This window comes from Mesorhizobium sp. C277A, from assembly GCF_040324395.1.
In the GTDB taxonomy this organism is placed as follows: Bacteria; Pseudomonadota; Alphaproteobacteria; order Rhizobiales; family Rhizobiaceae; genus Mesorhizobium.
The window spans coordinates 2,832,823-2,849,702 of sequence record NZ_JAMYVW010000002.1 but is presented as its reverse complement, the minus strand read 5'-3'; the positions used below and the strand labels follow the sequence as shown (position 1 = coordinate 2,849,702).

Below are 16,880 nucleotides of genomic sequence, written 5' to 3'. Positions count from 1 at the left end.
ACCGATTTTGCGGAAGCAATGGCGGCAAATCGATGACATAAATCGGGCCGCAAGCCACGGGCAGCGGAAAAGCAGGGACGGAAAGATGCGGATCGCCGTGAAGATCATCAAATGGCTGCTCGGCCTGGTCGTGTTGGCCATAGCCGCCCTGTTTACCTGGCTCTACGTCGCGCCGCCCGAACTGATCCGCGTCGGTTCCGGCTATTCCGCCAAGATTGTCTGCTCGAATGTTTTTATCGCCGGCCGTGATCCCAATGAGGTGCTGGCCATCGACGTGCAGGCGCCCGGCCATCCGCTGCTCAGGCTGATGAAGGTGTCGGTCGACAAGAACAGGGGGACCGTCTCGGCCGGGCTGCTTGGCTTCCTCGGCAAGAGCGTCGCCGTTGCGCGCGCCGGCCTGGGTTGCGCCTCGGTTCCCGATGGCGACGTCGGCAGGGCACGGCGCACGTCAATCCCTGCCGAGGCGTCGGCGGCCACCAAGGGCGATCTGTGGCCCGGGGGAGATCGAGTCGATGCCTCGCAAAATCCCGAAATCAACAAGATTCTCGACGGTGCGGCGATGACCGGCATCGGCATGCGCGCCGTGGTGGTGGTCAAAAATGGCCGCATTGTTGCGGAGCGTTATGGCGACGGCTTTTCGGCGAAAACGCCGCTGCTGGGCTGGTCTATGACCAAGACAGTCAACGCCGCGCTCGTCGGCACGCTGGTCAAGGACGGCAAGATGGCGGTGACCAATCAGGGCCTGTTCGGCTCATGGAAGGCGGACGGCCGCGCCGCCATCAGCCTTGCCGATATGATGGCGATGTCGAGCGGACTCGAGTTCAACGAGGATTATGGCGACGTTGCCGATGTGACGCGCATGCTCTACCTCGAACCTGATATGGCGGGCTTCGCCGAGGCCAAGCCGCTGACCGGCGACGTCGGCAAGGTCTTTTCCTATTCGAGCGGCACGGCGGTGATGCTGTCGCGGCTGTGGCAGGATGCTATCGGCGACAAGGACAAGGCGCTGATGTGGCCAAGGACAGCGCTGTTCGGGCCGCTCGGCATGCAGAGCGCGGTGCTCGAAACCGACGAGGAGAGTACCTTTGTCGGCTCATCCTACCTCTATGCCACGGGGCATGACTGGGCGCGGTTCGGCCAATTCCTGCTGCAGGGCGGCGTCTGGAACGGCAACCAGATCCTGCCGGCCGGTTTCGTCGACTGGATGTGCGAACCGGCACCGGCCTCGAAAGTCTACGGCAAGGGGCAACTTTGGATCGAAGCCCCGGGGGACGAAGGAAATCCCGGCGCCGGCGTCGCCGCCGGACTGCCCAACGATACCTACTGGATGGAGGGCCATGACGGCCAGACGGTCGCCATCATCCCGTCGGAGCAACTGGTGGTGGTGCGGCTGGGGTTGACGCCGGCCAAGCTCGGCTACCGGCCGCAGGTGATGGTCGGCGCGCTGATGAAGGCACTGCGCTAGCTCCCTTACCCTCCCTTGATGGGGAGGGTCGGCGCGTAGCGCCGGGGCGGGGTGCCTGGCCACCCGCGCCTTCGGCGCGACCTCCCCCATCGAGGGGAGGTAAGAGTGCGCGATCTTGACGACCGCCAGCCAGGCATAGCCGCGATAAAGCGCGCGGAAACAGAAGCTTGCGCCGGTTCGCCGAGATTCCGATTCCAAGACTTCGCGCAATGATTCACGTGGCGTGACATGGAATTTCTTGAGCCAGCCGCGCAGCAATGTCCGGAACCAGTTGGGCAAGCCTTCCTGCTGGCCGAAATCGACGACATGCAGCGAGCCGCCGGGCGCGAGTGCCGCAAGGGCTGCCGAAACCGTCTTTTCCCAACCGGGGATCATCGACAGCGAATAGGACACGAAGATGCGGTCGAAGCGCTCGACGCCGAACAGCGTCTTGGCGTCGAAATCGGTGGCGTCGCCGCGCGCCAGCACGGCGCGGCCGGACAGGCCGTCGCGGCCGATCGCCTTGCTCGCCGTCTCCAGCATCTCGGCCGAGATGTCGAGGCCGTAGAGGCGGGCGTCGGGATAGCGGCGGGCGGCAAGCGCGATGTTGCGGCCGGTGCCGCAGCCAAGTTCGAGCACTCTGCCATTCGCCGGCACATCCAGCCCGGCTATCATCTGGTCGCGGCCAAGCAGATAGTATTTGCGGGTCAGGTCGTAGATATGGCGTTGCCAGCGATAGACGCCGTCCATCAGTTCGGCATGGTCGGCCGGCAGCTCGCTCGCGCTCATGCCGCGCGCTTCACATAGAGGTGGAAGCCGCCATAGATGGCCGAGCGGTCGCGGGCCGAACAGTCGCGCGAGGCCTCGTCCTCGTAGGTCCACTGGTCGAGCAGCGAGATCGAGACGCGGCCCGGCAGCAGGCTGGGCTCGGCGGCGGTACGGAAGATGACTCGGGCGCCGACCGAGGCGGTGCGGGTGATCTCCGACCAAAGGGCATTGAGCTGGTCGTTCGTCATCCAGTCCTGCGCGTCGAGCAGGACGAAACGATCGACGGTGCTTGCGTCCTTGCCGGCCAGAAATTCGATCAGATTGGCGTGGTGGATGCCGACGCGATCGACATTGTTGCGGATCGCCTTGTAGTTGGCCTCTTCTAGATAGGCGGGCAGGGCGGCCTCACCCGGATTGGGATAGCGACGGGCGAAGGCTTGCCAAGCGAAGTAGTTGTTCTTCAGTGGAAAATCGCAAGCGAGCTTTTCCAGCCGGGCCTTCAGCACGCTGGCCATCGAACCATCGCCCGAGGTGATCAGCGAATCGTACTGCGCCGGCGGAATGCCGAGGCCGAACAGCGAAGCCTTGCGCGAGGTAGCCCAGCGCAACAGCTTCTTGTCGAAGACCGGCGCCAGCTCTTCGTTGAAGAAGCGGCGCTGGTCGGCGAGGCTCTTCGACGCCATGATACCGGCGGGATCGACGCCGAAGAATTTGGCGATGCGGTGGCCCATGGCGATGAACAGGCCGAGCAGGCCGGTCTGGTAGAAATTGCGGTCGAAGACGGTGATGCGCCGGCGGCCGGGCCAGCTGCGACGCTCCCAATAGTGGCGGCTGACCGGGTCGAGATGCGGCGCGATGAAGCGGTCATAGGCTTGCGAATTGTGGCTGGTGCCGGCGGCGCCGAAGAAACGGAACAGATCGCCCTGCGAGGGCAGATGCCGCACCGCCTCCAGCTTCATCCGGTTCAAGGCGATGTGGGCGGCGTTGAGGTCGACCGCATCGACGCGTTCAGGCGAGCGGGTGAGGTAGGCGAGGATGTTGCAGCCGCCCGACGCTATGGTGACGACGCGGTGACCCTGGCCAAGCTGCATGGCCTCCATGTCGACTTCAGGGTCTTCCCAGATCTGCGGATAGACGAGACCGGAAAACAAGAGGGCGAACAGCCGCTCCGAGATGCCGGCCTTCGACAGCGGGCGGTTCTGGTAGACGGCTTTTCCAACTTCCTTGCCGCGGCGAAAAACGAGATCCGAGGAGACGTCCGTCATGGCAAAGTGATTCCCCATTTGCTTTGCCGCAAGCGGGTAACTCAGGGGCATGACAGGCGGGTGACAGCCTGTTGACGCGAGTTCAGGCCTTGCCAAATCCCCCGGGTGTCGGCGTCGTCAGGATGACGGCGTCGCCGGCGTCGAGCACGGTCTGGTCGCAGGCCTTCAGCGTCTCGACGCTGCCGTCCTGGCGGCGGACCTTGGTCGAGCCGACCTCGCCGTCACCGCCGCCGTCGAGGCCTTGCGGCGGGCGGTTGCGGTGCGAGGACAGGATGGCGCATTCCATCTTTTCGAGGAAACGGATGGTGCGCCTGGTGCCGTCACCGGCATCCCATTTGCCTTTGCCGCCGGAGCCTTCGCGAATGTGAAAATCCTCGAGCAGCACGGGAAAGCGCAATTCCAGCACCTCCGGGTCGGTCAGGCGCGAATTGGTCATGTGGGTGTGGACGCCGGATGTGCCGGCAAAGCCGCGGCCGGAGTTCATCTGTCCGGCCGGCGAACCGGAGCAGATCGTCTCGTAATACTGGTACTGCTTGTTGCCGAAGGTCAGGTTGTTCATCGTGCCTTGCGCATTGGCCATGGCGCCCATGGCTCCGAACAGCGCGTTGGTGACATGCTGCGAGGTCTCGACATTGCCGGCGACGACTGCTGCGGGGTAGGCCGGCTTCAGCATCGAGCCGTCGGGGATGATGATGTTGATGGGCCTGAGGCACCCGGCATTCATCGGGATCATGTCCTCGACCATGACGCGGAAGGCATAGAGCACGGCGGCGCGGGCGACGGGCTCGGGCGCGTTGAAATTGTTCTTCATGACAGGCGAGGTGCCGGTGAAGTCGACGGTCGCTTCGCTCTTTTGCCGGTCGACCGTGATCTTCACCTTGATCACCTGGCCGGTGTCGGTCGGGTATTCATACTGCGAGCTGTTAGGCAGCCTTTCCAGCACGCGGCGCACGCTTTCGGCGGCATTGTCCTGGACATGGCCCATATAGGCCTCGACGACATCGAGGCCGAAATGGGAGACCATTTTGCGCAGTTCCGCCACGCCCTTTTCATTGGCGGCGATCTGCGCCTTTAGGTCGGCGATGTTCTGGTGCGGGTTGCGGGCGGGGTAGGGGTGGTCGGTGAGCAGCGTTTGCAGCTCCGCCTCGCGGAATTTTCCGCGATCGACGACGCGGAAATTGTCGAACAGCACGCCTTCCTCGTCGACCGTGGTGGCAAGCGGCGTCATCGAGCCGGGGGCAGTGCCGCCGATATCGGCATGATGGCCGCGTGAGGCTACGTAGAAGATTACTTCCTCCCCCCTTGAGGGGGAGGTGGCGGCGGAGCCGCCGGAGGGGGTCGTTGCGGCAGTGCTCGACGCTCTTGTGGTGCCTTCTGAGAGGACCCCACCCGGCCGCTGCGCGGCCACCCTCCCCTCAAGGGGGAGGGAAAACACCGGCGTCACCACGGTGATGTCGGGCAGATGCGTGCCGCCATTGTAAGGTGCGTTCAGCGCAAAGACGTCGCCGGGGTGGATGTCGCCGGAGTTCAGCCGGATGATGGTTTCGACTGAGCGATCCATTGAGCCGAGATGCACCGGCATGTGCGGCGCGTTGGCGACCAGCGCGCCGTGGCGGTCGAAGACGGCGCAGGAGAAATCCAGCCTTTCCTTGATGTTGACGGAATAGGCGGTGTTCTGCAGCGTAACGCCCATCTGTTCGGCGATCGACATGAAGAGGTTGTTGAAGACCTCCAGCATCACCGGATCGGCTTCGGTACCGAGGGCAGCCGTGCGAACTTTCCGTTCGGTGCGGCGGATGACGACGTGATTGAGGTTGGTGATTTCGGCCCGCCAGCCCGGCTCGACGACGATGGTCTGGTTCGGCTCGATGATCAAAGCGGGGCCTGCGATCAGGTTGGATGGGCGCAGATTTTCGCGACGATGGATGCCGGCCTCATGCCAGCGGCCCTCGGTGTAGATGCGCCGCGTTCCGGACGCACCCGCTTCAACCCTTGCCGGTCCGGCGGGCGCAACGGCTTCGGCCGTGGTCTCGACGATCTCGGCGCCTTCCACGCCAACGGTCTCGACGATCATCGGCTTGTCATCATAGACGAACCCGAACTGCGCCTTGTGGGCGATTTCGAAATCGCGCCTGGCCTGGAAGATCGAGTCGCCTTCGAAATTCACCGGCAGCGTGGTGTCGGTGCCGTCATAGCGGATGTGCAGCACCGGCTTTGCCGCAATCTTGTCCTCGGCGATGCCTTGCGCTACCAATTCGGCGATGACGGCTTTTTTCAACGTGCCGATGAGGCTGCCCATCTGGGTCCTGGATTCTTCGGCAAGCGGCTTCAGGAGCGCCTGCTGGCGCGACGCGAAAACCGACGACAGGCCGATACCATAGGCTGAGAGCAGACCGGAGAAGGGGTGGATCAGTACCGCCTCCATGCCGAGCGCGTCGGCAACCAGGCAGGCATGCTGGCCGCCGGCGCCGCCAAAACAGTTCAAGAGATATTCAGTGACGTCATAGCCGCGCTGCACGGAGATCTTCTTGATGGCATTGGCCATGTTTTCCACCGCGATGGTGACGAAGCCTTCGGCGACGGCTTCCGGCGTGCGGCCATCGCCGATTTCGACGGCCAGCGCAGCGAATTTTTTGCGCACGGCGGCCACATCGAGCGGCTGGTCCTGGCCTGGGCCGAAAATTGCCGGGAAGAAATCGGGCTGCAGCTTGCCCAGCATGACATTGGCGTCGGTGACGGCCAGCGGGCCGCCGCGCCGGTAGGCGGCGGGGCCAGGATTGGCGCCGGCGGAATCCGGGCCGGCGCGGAAACGGCCGGCTTCGTAGTGCAGGATCGAGCCGCCGCCGGCAGCGACGGTATGGATGCGCATCATCGGCGCACGGATGCGCACGCCGGCGACCTCGGTGTCGAAGGCGCGCTCATACTCGCCGTCATAATGGGCGACGTCGGTCGAGGTGCCGCCCATGTCGAAACCGATGACTTTCTCGAATCCGGCGAGTTTCGCCGTCTCGACCATGCCGACGACACCGCCGGCCGGGCCGGACAGCAGCGCGTCCTTGCCCTGAAACATGTCGGCGGCGGTAAGCCCGCCCGACGACATCATGAACATCAGGCGAGGGTTCTCCCTCCCCCTCGAGGGGAGGGTGGCGGCGAAGCCGCCGGGTGGGGTCGCCGCGGCAGTGCTCGACGCTTTGGTGGTGCCTCCTGAGAGAACCCCCTCTGTCGGCTTTGCCGACTGCCCTTCGCTATGGCTCCGGGCGTTCGTCGCTGAAAAAGCCAAATCGTTGGCTTTTTCTCGGCCTTTGGCCGACCGCTCCTCACCCCCCACAAGTGGGGAGATTGGCGTCGCGCCCAGTTCTCCCGCCACCCTTTGCACATAGCGCGACAGGATCGGCGACAGATAGGCATCGACCACGGTGGTGTCGCCGCGGCCGACCAGTTTGATCAGCGGCGAGACTTCATGGCTGACCGAGACTTGGCTGAACCCGATCTTGCGGCAGACTTTCGCCACCGCCTTCTCGTGGTCGGGATATTTCCAGGCATGCATGAAGACGATGGCCACCGCATCGATGCCGTCGGCCTTCGCCTGTTCGATGGCGGGCCGGCAGGCGGCGATGTCGAGCAAGCGCTCGACCTCGCCATTGGCGCGCACACGCTCGTCGATCTCGATGACTCGCTCGTAGAGCTGTTCGGGAAGGATGATCTCCTTGGCGAAGATGTCCGGCCGCGCCTGATAGGCGATCTTCAGCGCGTCGCGAAAGCCCTTGGTGATGAGCAAAAGCACACGGTCGCCCTTGCGCTCCAGCAGCGCATTCGTGGCAACGGTGGTACCCATCTTGACGTCACCGACCAGGCCCGGAGGAATAGCGGTGCCGGATTTCAGCCCCAGAAGCTCGCGGATGCCGGCTATGGCCGCGTCGGGATAGGCTTCGGGATTTTCCGACAGGAATTTCCTGGGATGCAAACCGCCTTGCGGATCACGTCCGATCACGTCGGTAAAGGTGCCGCCGCGGTCGATCCAAAAATCCCATTTCTTGTCCACGCAGAACTCCGGCATTGCATTTGGGTCCAGACTGTTAGTTCGGCATCGCCCGGCCCGCAATCGGTAGTGCGCGGATGTTACATCAGGAAACGCAACGTTACGAAACTCATGGCCGTTTGATGCATTTTGCCTTCGACCGTTCACCGCAACGTGAGCGTGTGTTGAAGGAGAGATGTCATGAAAAAGCTCATTCTTGCTTCCGTTTCCGCCCTGGCCCTGTTCGGCGTTGCCGCCTGCAGCGACAGCGGTACGGATAACACCACCACCCAGAGCACCAATCCGCCAGCCGCCGAGCCCATGAAGCCGGCGACGCCGGATGCACCGAAGCCTGCAGAACCGGCTCCGGCAACACCTGCTCCTGCCCCCGCGCAGTAGCAGCAGTCCCGGTCACTTTGACGTGACGAGAGAGGAGGCCGGCTTCGCGCCGGCCTTCCTGCGTTTAGGTCGATTCGGGGCTCAAGGGCCTTGAACCGGCTCTTTCCTACGGTTTGGGATCTGGCGCGTCGGTTGCTTGCGTAAATTCGGTCCACTCTGCGGCGCTGTCTTGGCTTGATAGCAATGGCCGGCGGCCCTAATAAGCGCTCATGTCGATTTGGGATCGCCTCGGCGACTTCATCACCCGCGTTTCATCTTCAGCCACGTCCGGCGTAGCCGATGTGGTTGAGGCCGTGCGCACGGTTTTCTCCGGTGACGCTGATCTGCGCCGGCGTGTTGCCTTCTCTGTGGCGATGATTGCGCTGTCAGCCAAGATGGCCAAGGCCGATGGCATCGTCACCCAGGACGAGGTTCGCGCGTTCCAGGAAATATTCGAGGTGCCGCGAGAACAGACCCGCAATGTGGCGCGGCTTTACGATCTGGCCAAGCGCGACGTCGCCGGGTTCGAGACCTATGCCGAGAGTATGGCGCAGATGTGCGGCTCGGGCCATTCGAACTGCGTCATGCTGGAAGACATACTCGACGGTCTGTTCCATATCGCCAAGGCGGATGGGCTGGTGCATGAGCGCGAAGGGATTTTCCTGCACCGTATTGCCGAGATTTTCCGCATCGACGAGGTGCACTACGAGGCCATCATGGCCAGGCACGTCAATCTCGGCGCCGGCGATCCCTATATCGTGCTCGGCATTGAGCGCGGCAAGCCGTTCGAGGAGGTCAGGAAGCGATACCGCAAGCTGGTCTCCGACAATCATCCGGACCGGCTGATCGCGCGCGGCCTGCCGCAGGAATTCATCAAGATTGCAACGACCAGGGTCGCGGCGATCAACGCGGCCTATGAAATGATCGAGCGGGGCCTCAGGCACGCATGACCGGCTTCTCGCCCGACGAGCCAAGCGCGGAGGTCAGGGTATCGCCGAATTTCGGCCCGCGGCGCGAAACGCTCAGGCCCGACATGATCGTGCTGCACTATACCGGCATGGCGACTGGTGCTGCCGCGGAAGCCTGGTTGTGCAACCCCGCAAGCGAAGTCTCGTCGCACTACCTCGTCCATGAGGATGGCCGCATCATCCAGATGGTGCGCGAAAGCGACCGCGCCTGGCATGCCGGTGCAAGTTCCTGGTTCGGTCGTCGCGACATCAACTCCTGTTCGGTCGGCATCGAAATCGTCAATCCCGGCCATTCGCTCGGCTATTCGGCCTTTCCCAAGCGGCAGGTGGAAGCGGTGATCGGGCTTTGCCTTGGTATCATCGAACGCCATTCCATTACGGCGCAAAGGGTGCTTGCCCATTCCGACATCGCGCCGGGGCGCAAGATCGACCCGGGCGAGAAATTCCCCTGGAATGCGCTGTTTGCGGCCGGGGTCGGCCATCTCGTGCCTGCGGCGCCGGTCCGGCGCGGCGCGGTGCTGAAAGCCGGCGATACCGGCGCCCAGATCGAGGCACTGCAGTCTATGCTGGCGCTCTATGGCTATGGCGTCGAGATATCAGGTGTCTTCGACCGCCAGACCGAAATCGTCGTCGAAGCTTTTCAGCGGCATTTCCGACCACGCCTGGTGGATGGCGTCGCCGACGGCTCTACGTCTAGCACGCTGCAAAGCCTGCTGACTTCCCTTAGGTCAGTTGCGTCTAAATAATCTTTTCCTGATATTCAAGTTACAGCCTGTCACTGAAAGTGAATTGCCTCGCCTTGTTCGACACAAATTCCGCCCTCAAAGGCAGTTCGTGCAAGTTATCGGACCTCCAGCCCCCCGGATGCTCCGATATTGATTAGGCGTTGCTGCGTGAAGATCTTCGCGCGGCCAAACAGAACAGGACCACATGCAGAAATTGACCGTTGTAACGGCAGCTATTGCTGCCGGAGTAATGACTTTTGCCTTCAGCACGGCCGATGCCGCACCACTGAGCCAGAGGGCAGACCAGGGCTTCATCGCCGCACCCGCCAAGGCCACCATGACGAAGGCAAACCCGAAAGCAAAAAGGGCAACCACCGCGAAAGTGCGCAAAGCAGCCGTGGTGAAGGCCAGAAAAGCCACGGCCAAGAGGCATTTTAAGCGCAACAGGAAGAGCGTCGACCTGACGACGACCGCATCGATCCGCCCAAGCACCGCTGCGGAGTCGACTGCGGCAGCCGCGCTTGGCGGCCAGTATTCGGCAATCATTGCCCGCTATGCCGCGGCCGAAGGCGTGCCGGTGTCGCTGGCCCAGGCGGTCATCAAGATCGAGAGCAACTACCGGCCGAACATCGTCGGCGGCGCGGGTGAAATCGGCCTGATGCAGATCAAGCCGGCAACGGCGCGGATGATGGGTTACAGCGGCTCCGCCAAGGGTCTGTTCGATCCCGACACCAACATCAAATACGGCATGAAGTACCTTGCCATGGCGCGCAATCTCGGCGGCGGCACCACCTGCGGCACGATCCTGAAATACAATGCCGGCCATGCCGCGACGAGGATGAACCCGGTGTCGGCGGCCTATTGCGGCAAGGTCAAGGTGCAGTTGGCGGCATTGGGATCGCCGGCATAAGTCTGCTTTTTCATTTGCGTTTTGGAACGTGAACCCCTTTATACGCTCTGCCAGCTGGCCGGGCGGCCGCACCCGCAAAGCCGAAAGGCTGCGGGTGAGGAAAGTCCGGGCTCCATGGAAACACGGTGCCGGTTAATGGCCGGCGGGGGCGACCCCAGGGAAAGTGCCACAGAAAGCAAACCGCCACGATTTATCGGGGCAAGGGTGAAAGGGTGGGGTAAGAGCCCACCGCGCGACTGGCAACAGGAGCGGCACGGTAAACCCCACCGGGAGCAAAACCGAATAGGGACGGTGCGAGGGGAAACCTTCGAGGGCTGTTTCCGGCTCACCGTCCGGGTAGGTTGCGTGAGGCGCATGGCAACATGCGCCCAAGATGAATGGCCGCCACGTTCTCGCCCCGAAAGGGGCGAGGGCCATACAAAACCCGGCTTACAGGCCAGCTGGCAATTTCTCCCCCATATCGCGATTAATCCTTTGGATCAGCAGTCTGCGCCTTCGGGCGCAGCTGGCGATTCAGGTGCTTGAGCGATTGAATCAAGTACGCATGCTGGGGTCGAGACAAACGCATTTGAAGCTGGTACGATTTAATCGTACCATGATTGTCATGGTTTGATCAGGAGCGCATCATGGGTCACGTCGACAAACGCAGCATCACGCTTTCGCCGGAACTGGCGGCGGCGGTCGACGATGTCGTGGCCGCCGGCGAATATGCCTCGGCCAGCGAAGTCATCCGTGATGCGCTGCGGCAATGGAAAGACCGCCGCGATCTTCTCGGCTACACGGTCGAGGAATTGCGCAGGCTGGTTCAGGAGGGGATCGACAGCGGACCGGCGGTGGACGGCCAGCCCTTCATGGACCGGCTGCGAGCCAAATATCACAGGATGTCGGAAGCTGCAGGCTCGGAAGAGTGAAATATCGGCTGCTTCCTCAGGCGATATCAGATGTCGAAGGCATCGGTGACTACATTGCGGAACATAGCCCAAAGGGAGCCATGCGCCTTGTGGACGCTTTGGAGAGGCGCTGGACACTGCTCACCTTGCACCCGTTCTCAGGTGCGCCGCGCGATGATATCGCGCCCGGCATTCGTCATCTGATCGTCGGCGAATATGTCACTCTGTATCGCATGGGCGAAGACGCGATCGAGATCGTCCGCGTTTTGCACGGCAGGCGCGATATTGGCGCCGACGACTTGGTGACCTAACCGCCAGCTCAGATGCCGATCTTGTCCAGCGATGCCTCGATCGCCTGCCAGAGTTCTTCCACCGGCTCGCAGCCCACCGACAGGCGCACGAAGCCGGGCGGAACCGAATCTCCTCGCTTGGCCCGCCGCTCGGCGGAGGTGTGGACACCCCCGAACGACGTTGCCGCCTGCATCAGCGTGCAGTTGTTGATGAAATCCTCGGCCTTCTCCTGGGAAGCGAGTTCGAAGGACACGAGGAAGCCGAAGCGCTCCATCTGCGCCCGGGCGAGGTTGTGCGACGGGTCGCCCTCCAGCCCGGGGTAGCGCAAGCCGCTAACGGCGCGATGGTTTTTCAGGCGCTTCGCGATCACCTCGGCAGAAGAACACATGCGGTCGAAGCGTACGTCCAGCGTCTCCAGGCCGCGATGCACCAGCCAAGCCTCGAACGGGCCGGGAATGCCGCCTGCGGTCTCGCGCCAGCCGGTGACGCCCGCGATGATGTCTGGATTGCGGCTGGCGACATGGCCGAACAGCACGTCGGAATGCCCGTTGGCCGCCTTGGTGTCGGCAGCAACGACGATGTCGGCGCCGAGATCGAGCGGGCGCTGGCCGAACGGCGTCATCGTGGTGTTGTCGACGACGACGATCGCGCCCGCTTGGTGCGCGACTTCGGCGACGGCTGTGATGTCGCAAATGTCCAAGCGCGGATTTGACGGGGTTTCAACGTAGACAAGGCGGTAGCCGTCGAAGCCGCCGTCGAGAAAGGTCGATGTCGGCCGCAGATCATAGGCGACGCCGAAGGGCTTGAGGAAACGTTCGGCCAGCGCGCGTGTGGCATGGTAGCCGTCCGAAGGCAAAAGCACGCGGTCGCCGGATTTCAACAGGCCGAAAAACACCGCCGAGATTGCCGCCATTCCTGAGGGGAAGCCGACGCATGGCGCGTCTTCGAGATGCGCCAGCATGTGCTCGACTGCATCCCAGGTGGCGTTGCTGTAACGGCCGTACTGACTGTAGCCGGCGCCGTCGCCCGGGTTGTGGAAAATAGCGGCCATGGTCAGCGGCAATGGGATGGGGTCGCCTTTGGCAAGTCCGTCGCGACGCAGATGGGCAAGGGAGGCCGCGCGGGACCTGGCTGTTTCGGACATGGATTTCTGACCTTGTTGCTCAGCGAAAAGACTGACGACGCTATTCGCGGCAGTGATGCGCGGCAAGCCGCTTCCGCTTGGGCCAGCCCGCTCTAAACGGTTCGTTAGGCTTAATGGGAGATAAAGACGGGAGTGTTGTCAGAGCTGCTCTCACCGGTTGTGGCGCGCGCGTTTGTGAAGCCTGTTCCCGTTGACGCCCATAGTGCCCCATGATATCCCATTTCGATACCAAAGCCTTCGTTCCGCGTCAGGGTAAAGCGTACGCCAATCGGGCAGCCGCGGCGGCTGTGCGTTTGCGGGGTTTTGCCGCTGGGATCGAAGCGGATTTTCGGCAGGGGACGCGCTTCGGCGCGGACGAAAACATGGAGAGGGGTGCGGCGGCGGAAGCGGCTGCAGCGTGTCATGGACCGGTTTCTGTCAAGCGCGGTGAACAGGATCGATGCGAAGGGGCGGGTCTCCGTTCCGGCGCATTTCCGCGCTGTCGTGCAGAAACGCGGCTATTCGGAGCTCTACGCGCTGCGCGGCCTGGATGTGCCTGCGATGGATGTCGGCGGGCTCGATCTGCTCGACCGCTACGAGCAGCGCATCGCGCTGGAAGACCCTTTTTTGCAGACGGCGGACGATATGTCGTTCTTCTGCCATGGCGACGGGACGTTCCTGAAGCTCGATCAGGATGGCCGCATCACGATGAGCGATTTCATCCGCGAGCATACGGGCATCACGAGCGAAGTGGCCTTTGTCGGCCGTGGCAATTTCTTTCAAGTTTGGGAGCCTGGACGGCTGGCCGCCTATGGGGCGCAGGCGCGCGCTCGGCTTTTGCAGCTTCGGCAGGGGACGAAGGCTCACGAGGCCAAGGCTGGGGAGCGGCCGGAATGATGGCGGATCACGGCGATGATCTCAGCGCCGTTGGCGGACCGGTCCGCCACATTGCGGTCCTCCTCGCCGAAGTGCTGGAGGCGCTCTCACCCAAAGCCGGCGATGTGATCGTCGACGGCACGTTTGGCGCCGGCGGCTACACCAAGGCGATCCTGGCGAGCGGCGCCTCGGTGGTGGCGATCGATCGCGATCCCGATGCGATTGCCGCCGGGCGCGGCCTGGAACAGCAATCCGGCGGCAGGCTAAGGCTGGTGCAGGCGCCATTTTCGACGCTGGACGAGCAGGTCGAAAGCGCCGACGGCGTTGTCCTCGACATCGGCATTTCCTCCATGCAGGTCGACCAGCCCGAGCGCGGCTTTTCGTTCCGCACCGACGGGCCGCTCGACATGCGCATGGCGCAGGCGGGCTTGAGTGCTGCCGACGTCGTCAATTCGTTCAAGATAGGCGACCTTGCCCGCATCTTCGGCTTCCTCGGCGAAGAGCGGAATGCCGGCCGCATTGCCCGCATGATCGAGTCACGCCGCGAAAAACGTCCGTTCGAGCGCACGCTCGATCTCGCCGACGCGATCGAAACGCATATCGGCCGCGCGCCGAAGGACAAGATTCATCCGGCCACCCGCGTCTTCCAGGCGCTGCGCATTTTCGTCAATGACGAGCTGGGCGAATTGGCCAAAGCCCTAATGGCGTCCGAGCGGGTATTGAAGCCCGGCGGGCGGCTTGCGGTGGTGACGTTCCATTCGCTGGAAGACCGCATCGTCAAGCGCTTCATCGCCGACCGCGCCGACGTCGCCACCGGCTCACGTCATTTGCCCGAGGCGCACGCGCGCACCGCGACCTTCCGCAAGGCTGGTGGCGGCGTGACGGCAGGCGATGCCGAGGTCGCTGCCAATCCGCGGGCGCGCTCGGCCAGGCTGCGTACCGCCATCCGCACCGAGGCGCCGGCGCGCGCCGGTGATCTCACCATTTTCGGCCTTCCAAAGCTTCCCGGCATCCAGGCGCCGCGAGAGAGGTGAATACGTGTTTCGAACCAGCGACATAGTCCTGATCGCCGTCATGGTCTCGGCCGCGGCCCTGACCTACAAGGCCAAGCGCGAGGCCGAGGAACAGCTGGCTTCGGTGCAGAAGATCGAGGCGCAGATCCGCTATGAGGAGGACACGATCGACCTGCTCAAGGCCGACTGGAGCCTGCTGACCCAGCCGTCGCGCCTGCAGAAGCTGGCTGAAATCTACAAATCGCAGCTCGCACTCGAGCCGGTCAATGCGCGGCAGATCGTCGGGCTCGACGACCTGCCGGCAAAACCGCTCAACATCGAGGACCTGTCGTCGCAACGGCTTGGCGGCATGGCCGACAATTCCGGCAAAGGACCAGCCGATAAGGATCCCGTGGTCACCGGAGCCATCGTCCAATGATCGCTGGATTTCCAATGCGCGCCAAACTTCCGTCGGTCGGCAAATTGCTGAAGCGCCGCGCACGGACCGGCGAGGACGGCTCCATCGTGGTCGAAGGCGCGCGCAAGGCGACCGGCGGCAAGGCCAAGACCCGCATCGTGATGACGATGGCGGTGTTCTTCGGCATCTATTCGACCATCGCCGGGCGGCTGGTCTATCTCGGTTTCCAGTCCCCCGACATGTCGAATGGGCCGCAAAGCCGGGTGACGGCGTCGCGTCCCGACATCGTCGACCGCAACGGCGAGGTGCTGGCGACCGACATCAAGACGGCATCGCTGTTTGCCGAGCCGCGCCGCATCGTCGATGCCGACGAGGCGATCGAAAAGCTGTCGACCATTCTGCCAGATATCGACCCCGAGCAGACCTATCACAAGCTGAAGAGCGGCGCCGGCTTCGTCTGGCTGCAGCGGCAGCTGACGCCCAAGCAGCAGGCCGACATCATGCAGCTCGGCATTCCCGGAATCGGCTTTCGCACCGAAAAGCGCCGCTTCTATCCGGCCGGCGTGACCTCGTCCTACATTGTCGGCCTCACCAACATCGACAATCAGGGCATCTCCGGCATGGAGAAATACATTGACGAGCAGGGCTTAAGCGACCTGCAGGCCTCAGGCCTTGCGATCGCCAAGGATCTGAAGCCGGTTCAGCTGTCGATCGACCTGCGCGTCCAGCATGTGGTGCGCGACGAGATTGCCGCCGGCCTCGAGCGCTATCGCGCCATGGGCGCCGGCGCCGTCGTGCTCAACATCAAGACCGGCGAAGTGGTGGCGATGGCCTCGGTGCCGGATTTCGATCCGAACAATCCCTTCAATGCGCAGGACAAGGATCGGCTGAACCGCATGTCGGCCGGCCTCTACGAGATGGGCTCGACCTTCAAGAGCTTCACCTCGGCCATGGCGCTCGATTCCGGCAAGGCGAACATGAACAGCCGTTTCGACGCCTCGCACCCAATCCGGGTCGGCCATCAGGCGATCCACGATTTCCACGGCAAGAACCGCGTGCTGTCATTGCCGGAGGTGTTCCTTTACTCCTCCAACATCGGATCGGCGCGTGAGGCCGAAATGGTCGGCATCGAGGGGCACCGCGAATTCCTGCATCGCCTTGGCCTTCTGGACAGGATGCAGACCGAACTGCCTGAGGTCGCGCGCCCGACCGAACCGAAGGTCTGGAAACAGGTCAACTCCTTCACCATCGCCTTCGGCCATGGCGTGTCGACGACGCCGCTGCAGGCGGCCGTTGGCTGCGCGGCGCTGATGCAGGGCTACCTGATCCCGCCGACTTTCCTGGTCCGCAGCGAGCAGGATGCCATGGCGGTGGCCAAGAGAGTGGTCAGCGAAAAGACTGTGGAGGGCATGCGCTACCTCTACACGCTCAATGCCGAGAAAGGCTCGGCCAGAAACGCCAGGGCCCCCGGCTACCGCGTTGGCGGCAAGACCGGAACCGCCGAGAAGGTCATCAATGGCCGCTACTCGAAGGAACTGAATTTCAACACCTTCGTCGCCGCCTTCCCGATGGACGATCCGCAGTATCTGGTGTTTACGATCGCTGACGCTCCGCACCCGGAAAAGCCAGGAATGACCGACGTTGCCGCCAACAATGCGGGTGTCATGGCCGGAAACATCATCAGGCGGGCAGCCGCCATGCTTGGCGTGAAGCCAGATTTCAGCCATGAAAATGGCGCAACGCTGGTTTCCTATCAGTGATTCTTAGGGCGCGCCGGCAACTGCGCGCCATTTTGTTGAGGTAAACGGGGTTCG

Annotated in this window: 14 protein-coding genes, 1 other RNA gene and 1 pseudogene; 12 read left to right on the top strand and 4 right to left on the bottom strand. The window is 63.1% G+C overall.

The features are described from left to right. The first annotated feature begins 85 nt into the window (after positions 1-85). On the top strand, positions 86-1,465 hold the full coding sequence (locus tag NKK52_RS14220) for a serine hydrolase domain-containing protein (RefSeq protein ID WP_023682150.1): 1,380 nt from the start codon (positions 86-88) through the stop codon (positions 1,463-1,465). A 111-nt stretch (positions 1,466-1,576) separates the two neighbouring features. On the opposite strand, the pseudogene NKK52_RS14215 reads toward NKK52_RS14220, so the two are convergent. The 3 genes and pseudogenes from NKK52_RS14215 to NKK52_RS14205 all read right to left on the bottom strand — a co-directional run. Continuing rightward, positions 1,577-2,233: pseudogene (locus tag NKK52_RS14215) on the bottom strand (class I SAM-dependent methyltransferase); the annotation flags it as partial. Beyond that, complete coding sequence (locus NKK52_RS14210) at positions 2,230-3,528, bottom strand: BtaA family protein (protein WP_031201832.1); 1,299 nt, start codon at positions 3,526-3,528, stop codon at positions 2,230-2,232. The pseudogene NKK52_RS14215 and the gene NKK52_RS14210, both read right to left, overlap by 4 nt. Before the next feature lie 31 nt (positions 3,529-3,559). Next, on the bottom strand, positions 3,560-7,519 hold the full coding sequence (locus tag NKK52_RS14205; RefSeq protein WP_352515161.1) for a hydantoinase B/oxoprolinase family protein: 3,960 nt from the start codon (positions 7,517-7,519) through the stop codon (positions 3,560-3,562). A 177-nt stretch (positions 7,520-7,696) separates the two neighbouring features. Between NKK52_RS14205 and NKK52_RS14200 the strand changes: the two genes are divergently transcribed. The 7 genes from NKK52_RS14200 to NKK52_RS14170 all read left to right on the top strand — a co-directional run bounded on the left by NKK52_RS14200 (position 7,697) and on the right by NKK52_RS14170 (position 11,677). Then, a complete protein-coding gene (locus NKK52_RS14200) occupies positions 7,697-7,894 on the top strand; it encodes a hypothetical protein (RefSeq protein ID WP_023668260.1) in 198 nt (65 codons plus the stop codon). Between the two features lie 209 nt (positions 7,895-8,103). Continuing rightward, positions 8,104-8,823: a J domain-containing protein gene (locus tag NKK52_RS14195; protein WP_023668261.1), complete on the top strand. Its 720-nt coding sequence runs from the start codon at positions 8,104-8,106 to the stop codon at positions 8,821-8,823. Beyond that, positions 8,820-9,587 (top strand): N-acetylmuramoyl-L-alanine amidase, encoded by a 768-nt coding sequence (locus NKK52_RS14190; protein ID WP_023682147.1) that lies wholly within the window; start codon positions 8,820-8,822, stop codon positions 9,585-9,587. The genes NKK52_RS14195 and NKK52_RS14190 overlap by 4 nt, the downstream gene beginning before the upstream one ends. Positions 9,588-9,771: 184 nt before the next feature. Continuing rightward, entirely contained in the window at positions 9,772-10,476 is a 705-nt protein-coding gene (locus tag NKK52_RS14185; protein ID WP_023682146.1) for a lytic transglycosylase domain-containing protein, read from the top strand. A 50-nt stretch (positions 10,477-10,526) separates the two neighbouring features. Next, positions 10,527-10,924, top strand: an RNA gene (gene rnpB, locus NKK52_RS14180) — RNase P RNA component class A. Between the two features lie 178 nt (positions 10,925-11,102). Further along, positions 11,103-11,387, top strand: a complete 285-nt coding sequence (locus tag NKK52_RS14175) for a type II toxin-antitoxin system ParD family antitoxin (protein WP_023668264.1) — start codon at positions 11,103-11,105, stop codon at positions 11,385-11,387. After that, positions 11,384-11,677 carry a type II toxin-antitoxin system RelE/ParE family toxin gene (locus tag NKK52_RS14170; RefSeq protein ID WP_023668265.1) on the top strand — a complete coding sequence of 98 codons (294 nt, stop codon included), beginning with the start codon at positions 11,384-11,386 and terminating at the stop codon, positions 11,675-11,677. Before NKK52_RS14175 ends, NKK52_RS14170 begins: the two co-directional genes overlap by 4 nt. Positions 11,678-11,685: 8 nt before the next feature. On the opposite strand, the gene NKK52_RS14165 is transcribed toward NKK52_RS14170, so the two are convergent. Next, positions 11,686-12,801 (bottom strand): cystathionine gamma-lyase, encoded by a 1,116-nt coding sequence (locus NKK52_RS14165; RefSeq protein WP_023682145.1) that lies wholly within the window; start codon positions 12,799-12,801, stop codon positions 11,686-11,688. Positions 12,802-13,203: 402 nt separating this feature from the next. Between NKK52_RS14165 and mraZ the strand changes: the two genes are divergently transcribed. Genes mraZ through NKK52_RS14145 form a run of 4 tightly spaced genes read left to right on the top strand, consistent with a single transcriptional unit; the run spans position 13,204 to position 16,826 of the window. Then, on the top strand, positions 13,204-13,677 hold the full coding sequence (mraZ, locus tag NKK52_RS14160) for a division/cell wall cluster transcriptional repressor MraZ (protein ID WP_023682144.1): 474 nt from the start codon (positions 13,204-13,206) through the stop codon (positions 13,675-13,677). Continuing rightward, a complete protein-coding gene (rsmH, locus tag NKK52_RS14155; RefSeq protein ID WP_023682143.1) occupies positions 13,674-14,690 on the top strand; it encodes a 16S rRNA (cytosine(1402)-N(4))-methyltransferase RsmH in 1,017 nt (338 codons plus the stop codon). Before mraZ ends, rsmH begins: the two co-directional genes overlap by 4 nt. A gap of 4 nt (positions 14,691-14,694) precedes the next feature. Next, complete coding sequence (gene ftsL, locus NKK52_RS14150) at positions 14,695-15,087, top strand: cell division protein FtsL (RefSeq protein WP_023682142.1); 393 nt, start codon at positions 14,695-14,697, stop codon at positions 15,085-15,087. Positions 15,088-15,101: 14 nt separating this feature from the next. After that, positions 15,102-16,826: a peptidoglycan D,D-transpeptidase FtsI family protein gene (locus NKK52_RS14145; protein WP_023682141.1), complete on the top strand. Its 1,725-nt coding sequence runs from the start codon at positions 15,102-15,104 to the stop codon at positions 16,824-16,826. The last annotated feature ends 54 nt before the right edge of the window (positions 16,827-16,880 follow it).

Coding starts and splice junctions, on each gene's coding strand:
- NKK52_RS14220 (WP_023682150.1), top strand. CDS start 86: ATGCGGATCGCCGTGAAGATCATCAAATGGCTGCTCGGCCTGGTCGTG.
- NKK52_RS14210 (WP_031201832.1), bottom strand. CDS start 3,528: ATGCCCCTGAGTTACCCGCTTGCGGCAAAGCAAATGGGGAATCACTTT.
- NKK52_RS14200 (WP_023668260.1), top strand. CDS start 7,697: ATGAAAAAGCTCATTCTTGCTTCCGTTTCCGCCCTGGCCCTGTTCGGC.
- NKK52_RS14195 (WP_023668261.1), top strand. CDS start 8,104: ATGTCGATTTGGGATCGCCTCGGCGACTTCATCACCCGCGTTTCATCT.
- NKK52_RS14190 (WP_023682147.1), top strand. CDS start 8,820: ATGACCGGCTTCTCGCCCGACGAGCCAAGCGCGGAGGTCAGGGTATCG.
- NKK52_RS14185 (WP_023682146.1), top strand. CDS start 9,772: ATGCAGAAATTGACCGTTGTAACGGCAGCTATTGCTGCCGGAGTAATG.
- NKK52_RS14175 (WP_023668264.1), top strand. CDS start 11,103: ATGGGTCACGTCGACAAACGCAGCATCACGCTTTCGCCGGAACTGGCG.
- NKK52_RS14165 (WP_023682145.1), bottom strand. CDS start 12,801: ATGTCCGAAACAGCCAGGTCCCGCGCGGCCTCCCTTGCCCATCTGCGT.
- mraZ (WP_023682144.1), top strand. CDS start 13,204: ATGGACCGGTTTCTGTCAAGCGCGGTGAACAGGATCGATGCGAAGGGG.
- rsmH (WP_023682143.1), top strand. CDS start 13,674: ATGATGGCGGATCACGGCGATGATCTCAGCGCCGTTGGCGGACCGGTC.
- NKK52_RS14145 (WP_023682141.1), top strand. CDS start 15,102: ATGCGCGCCAAACTTCCGTCGGTCGGCAAATTGCTGAAGCGCCGCGCA.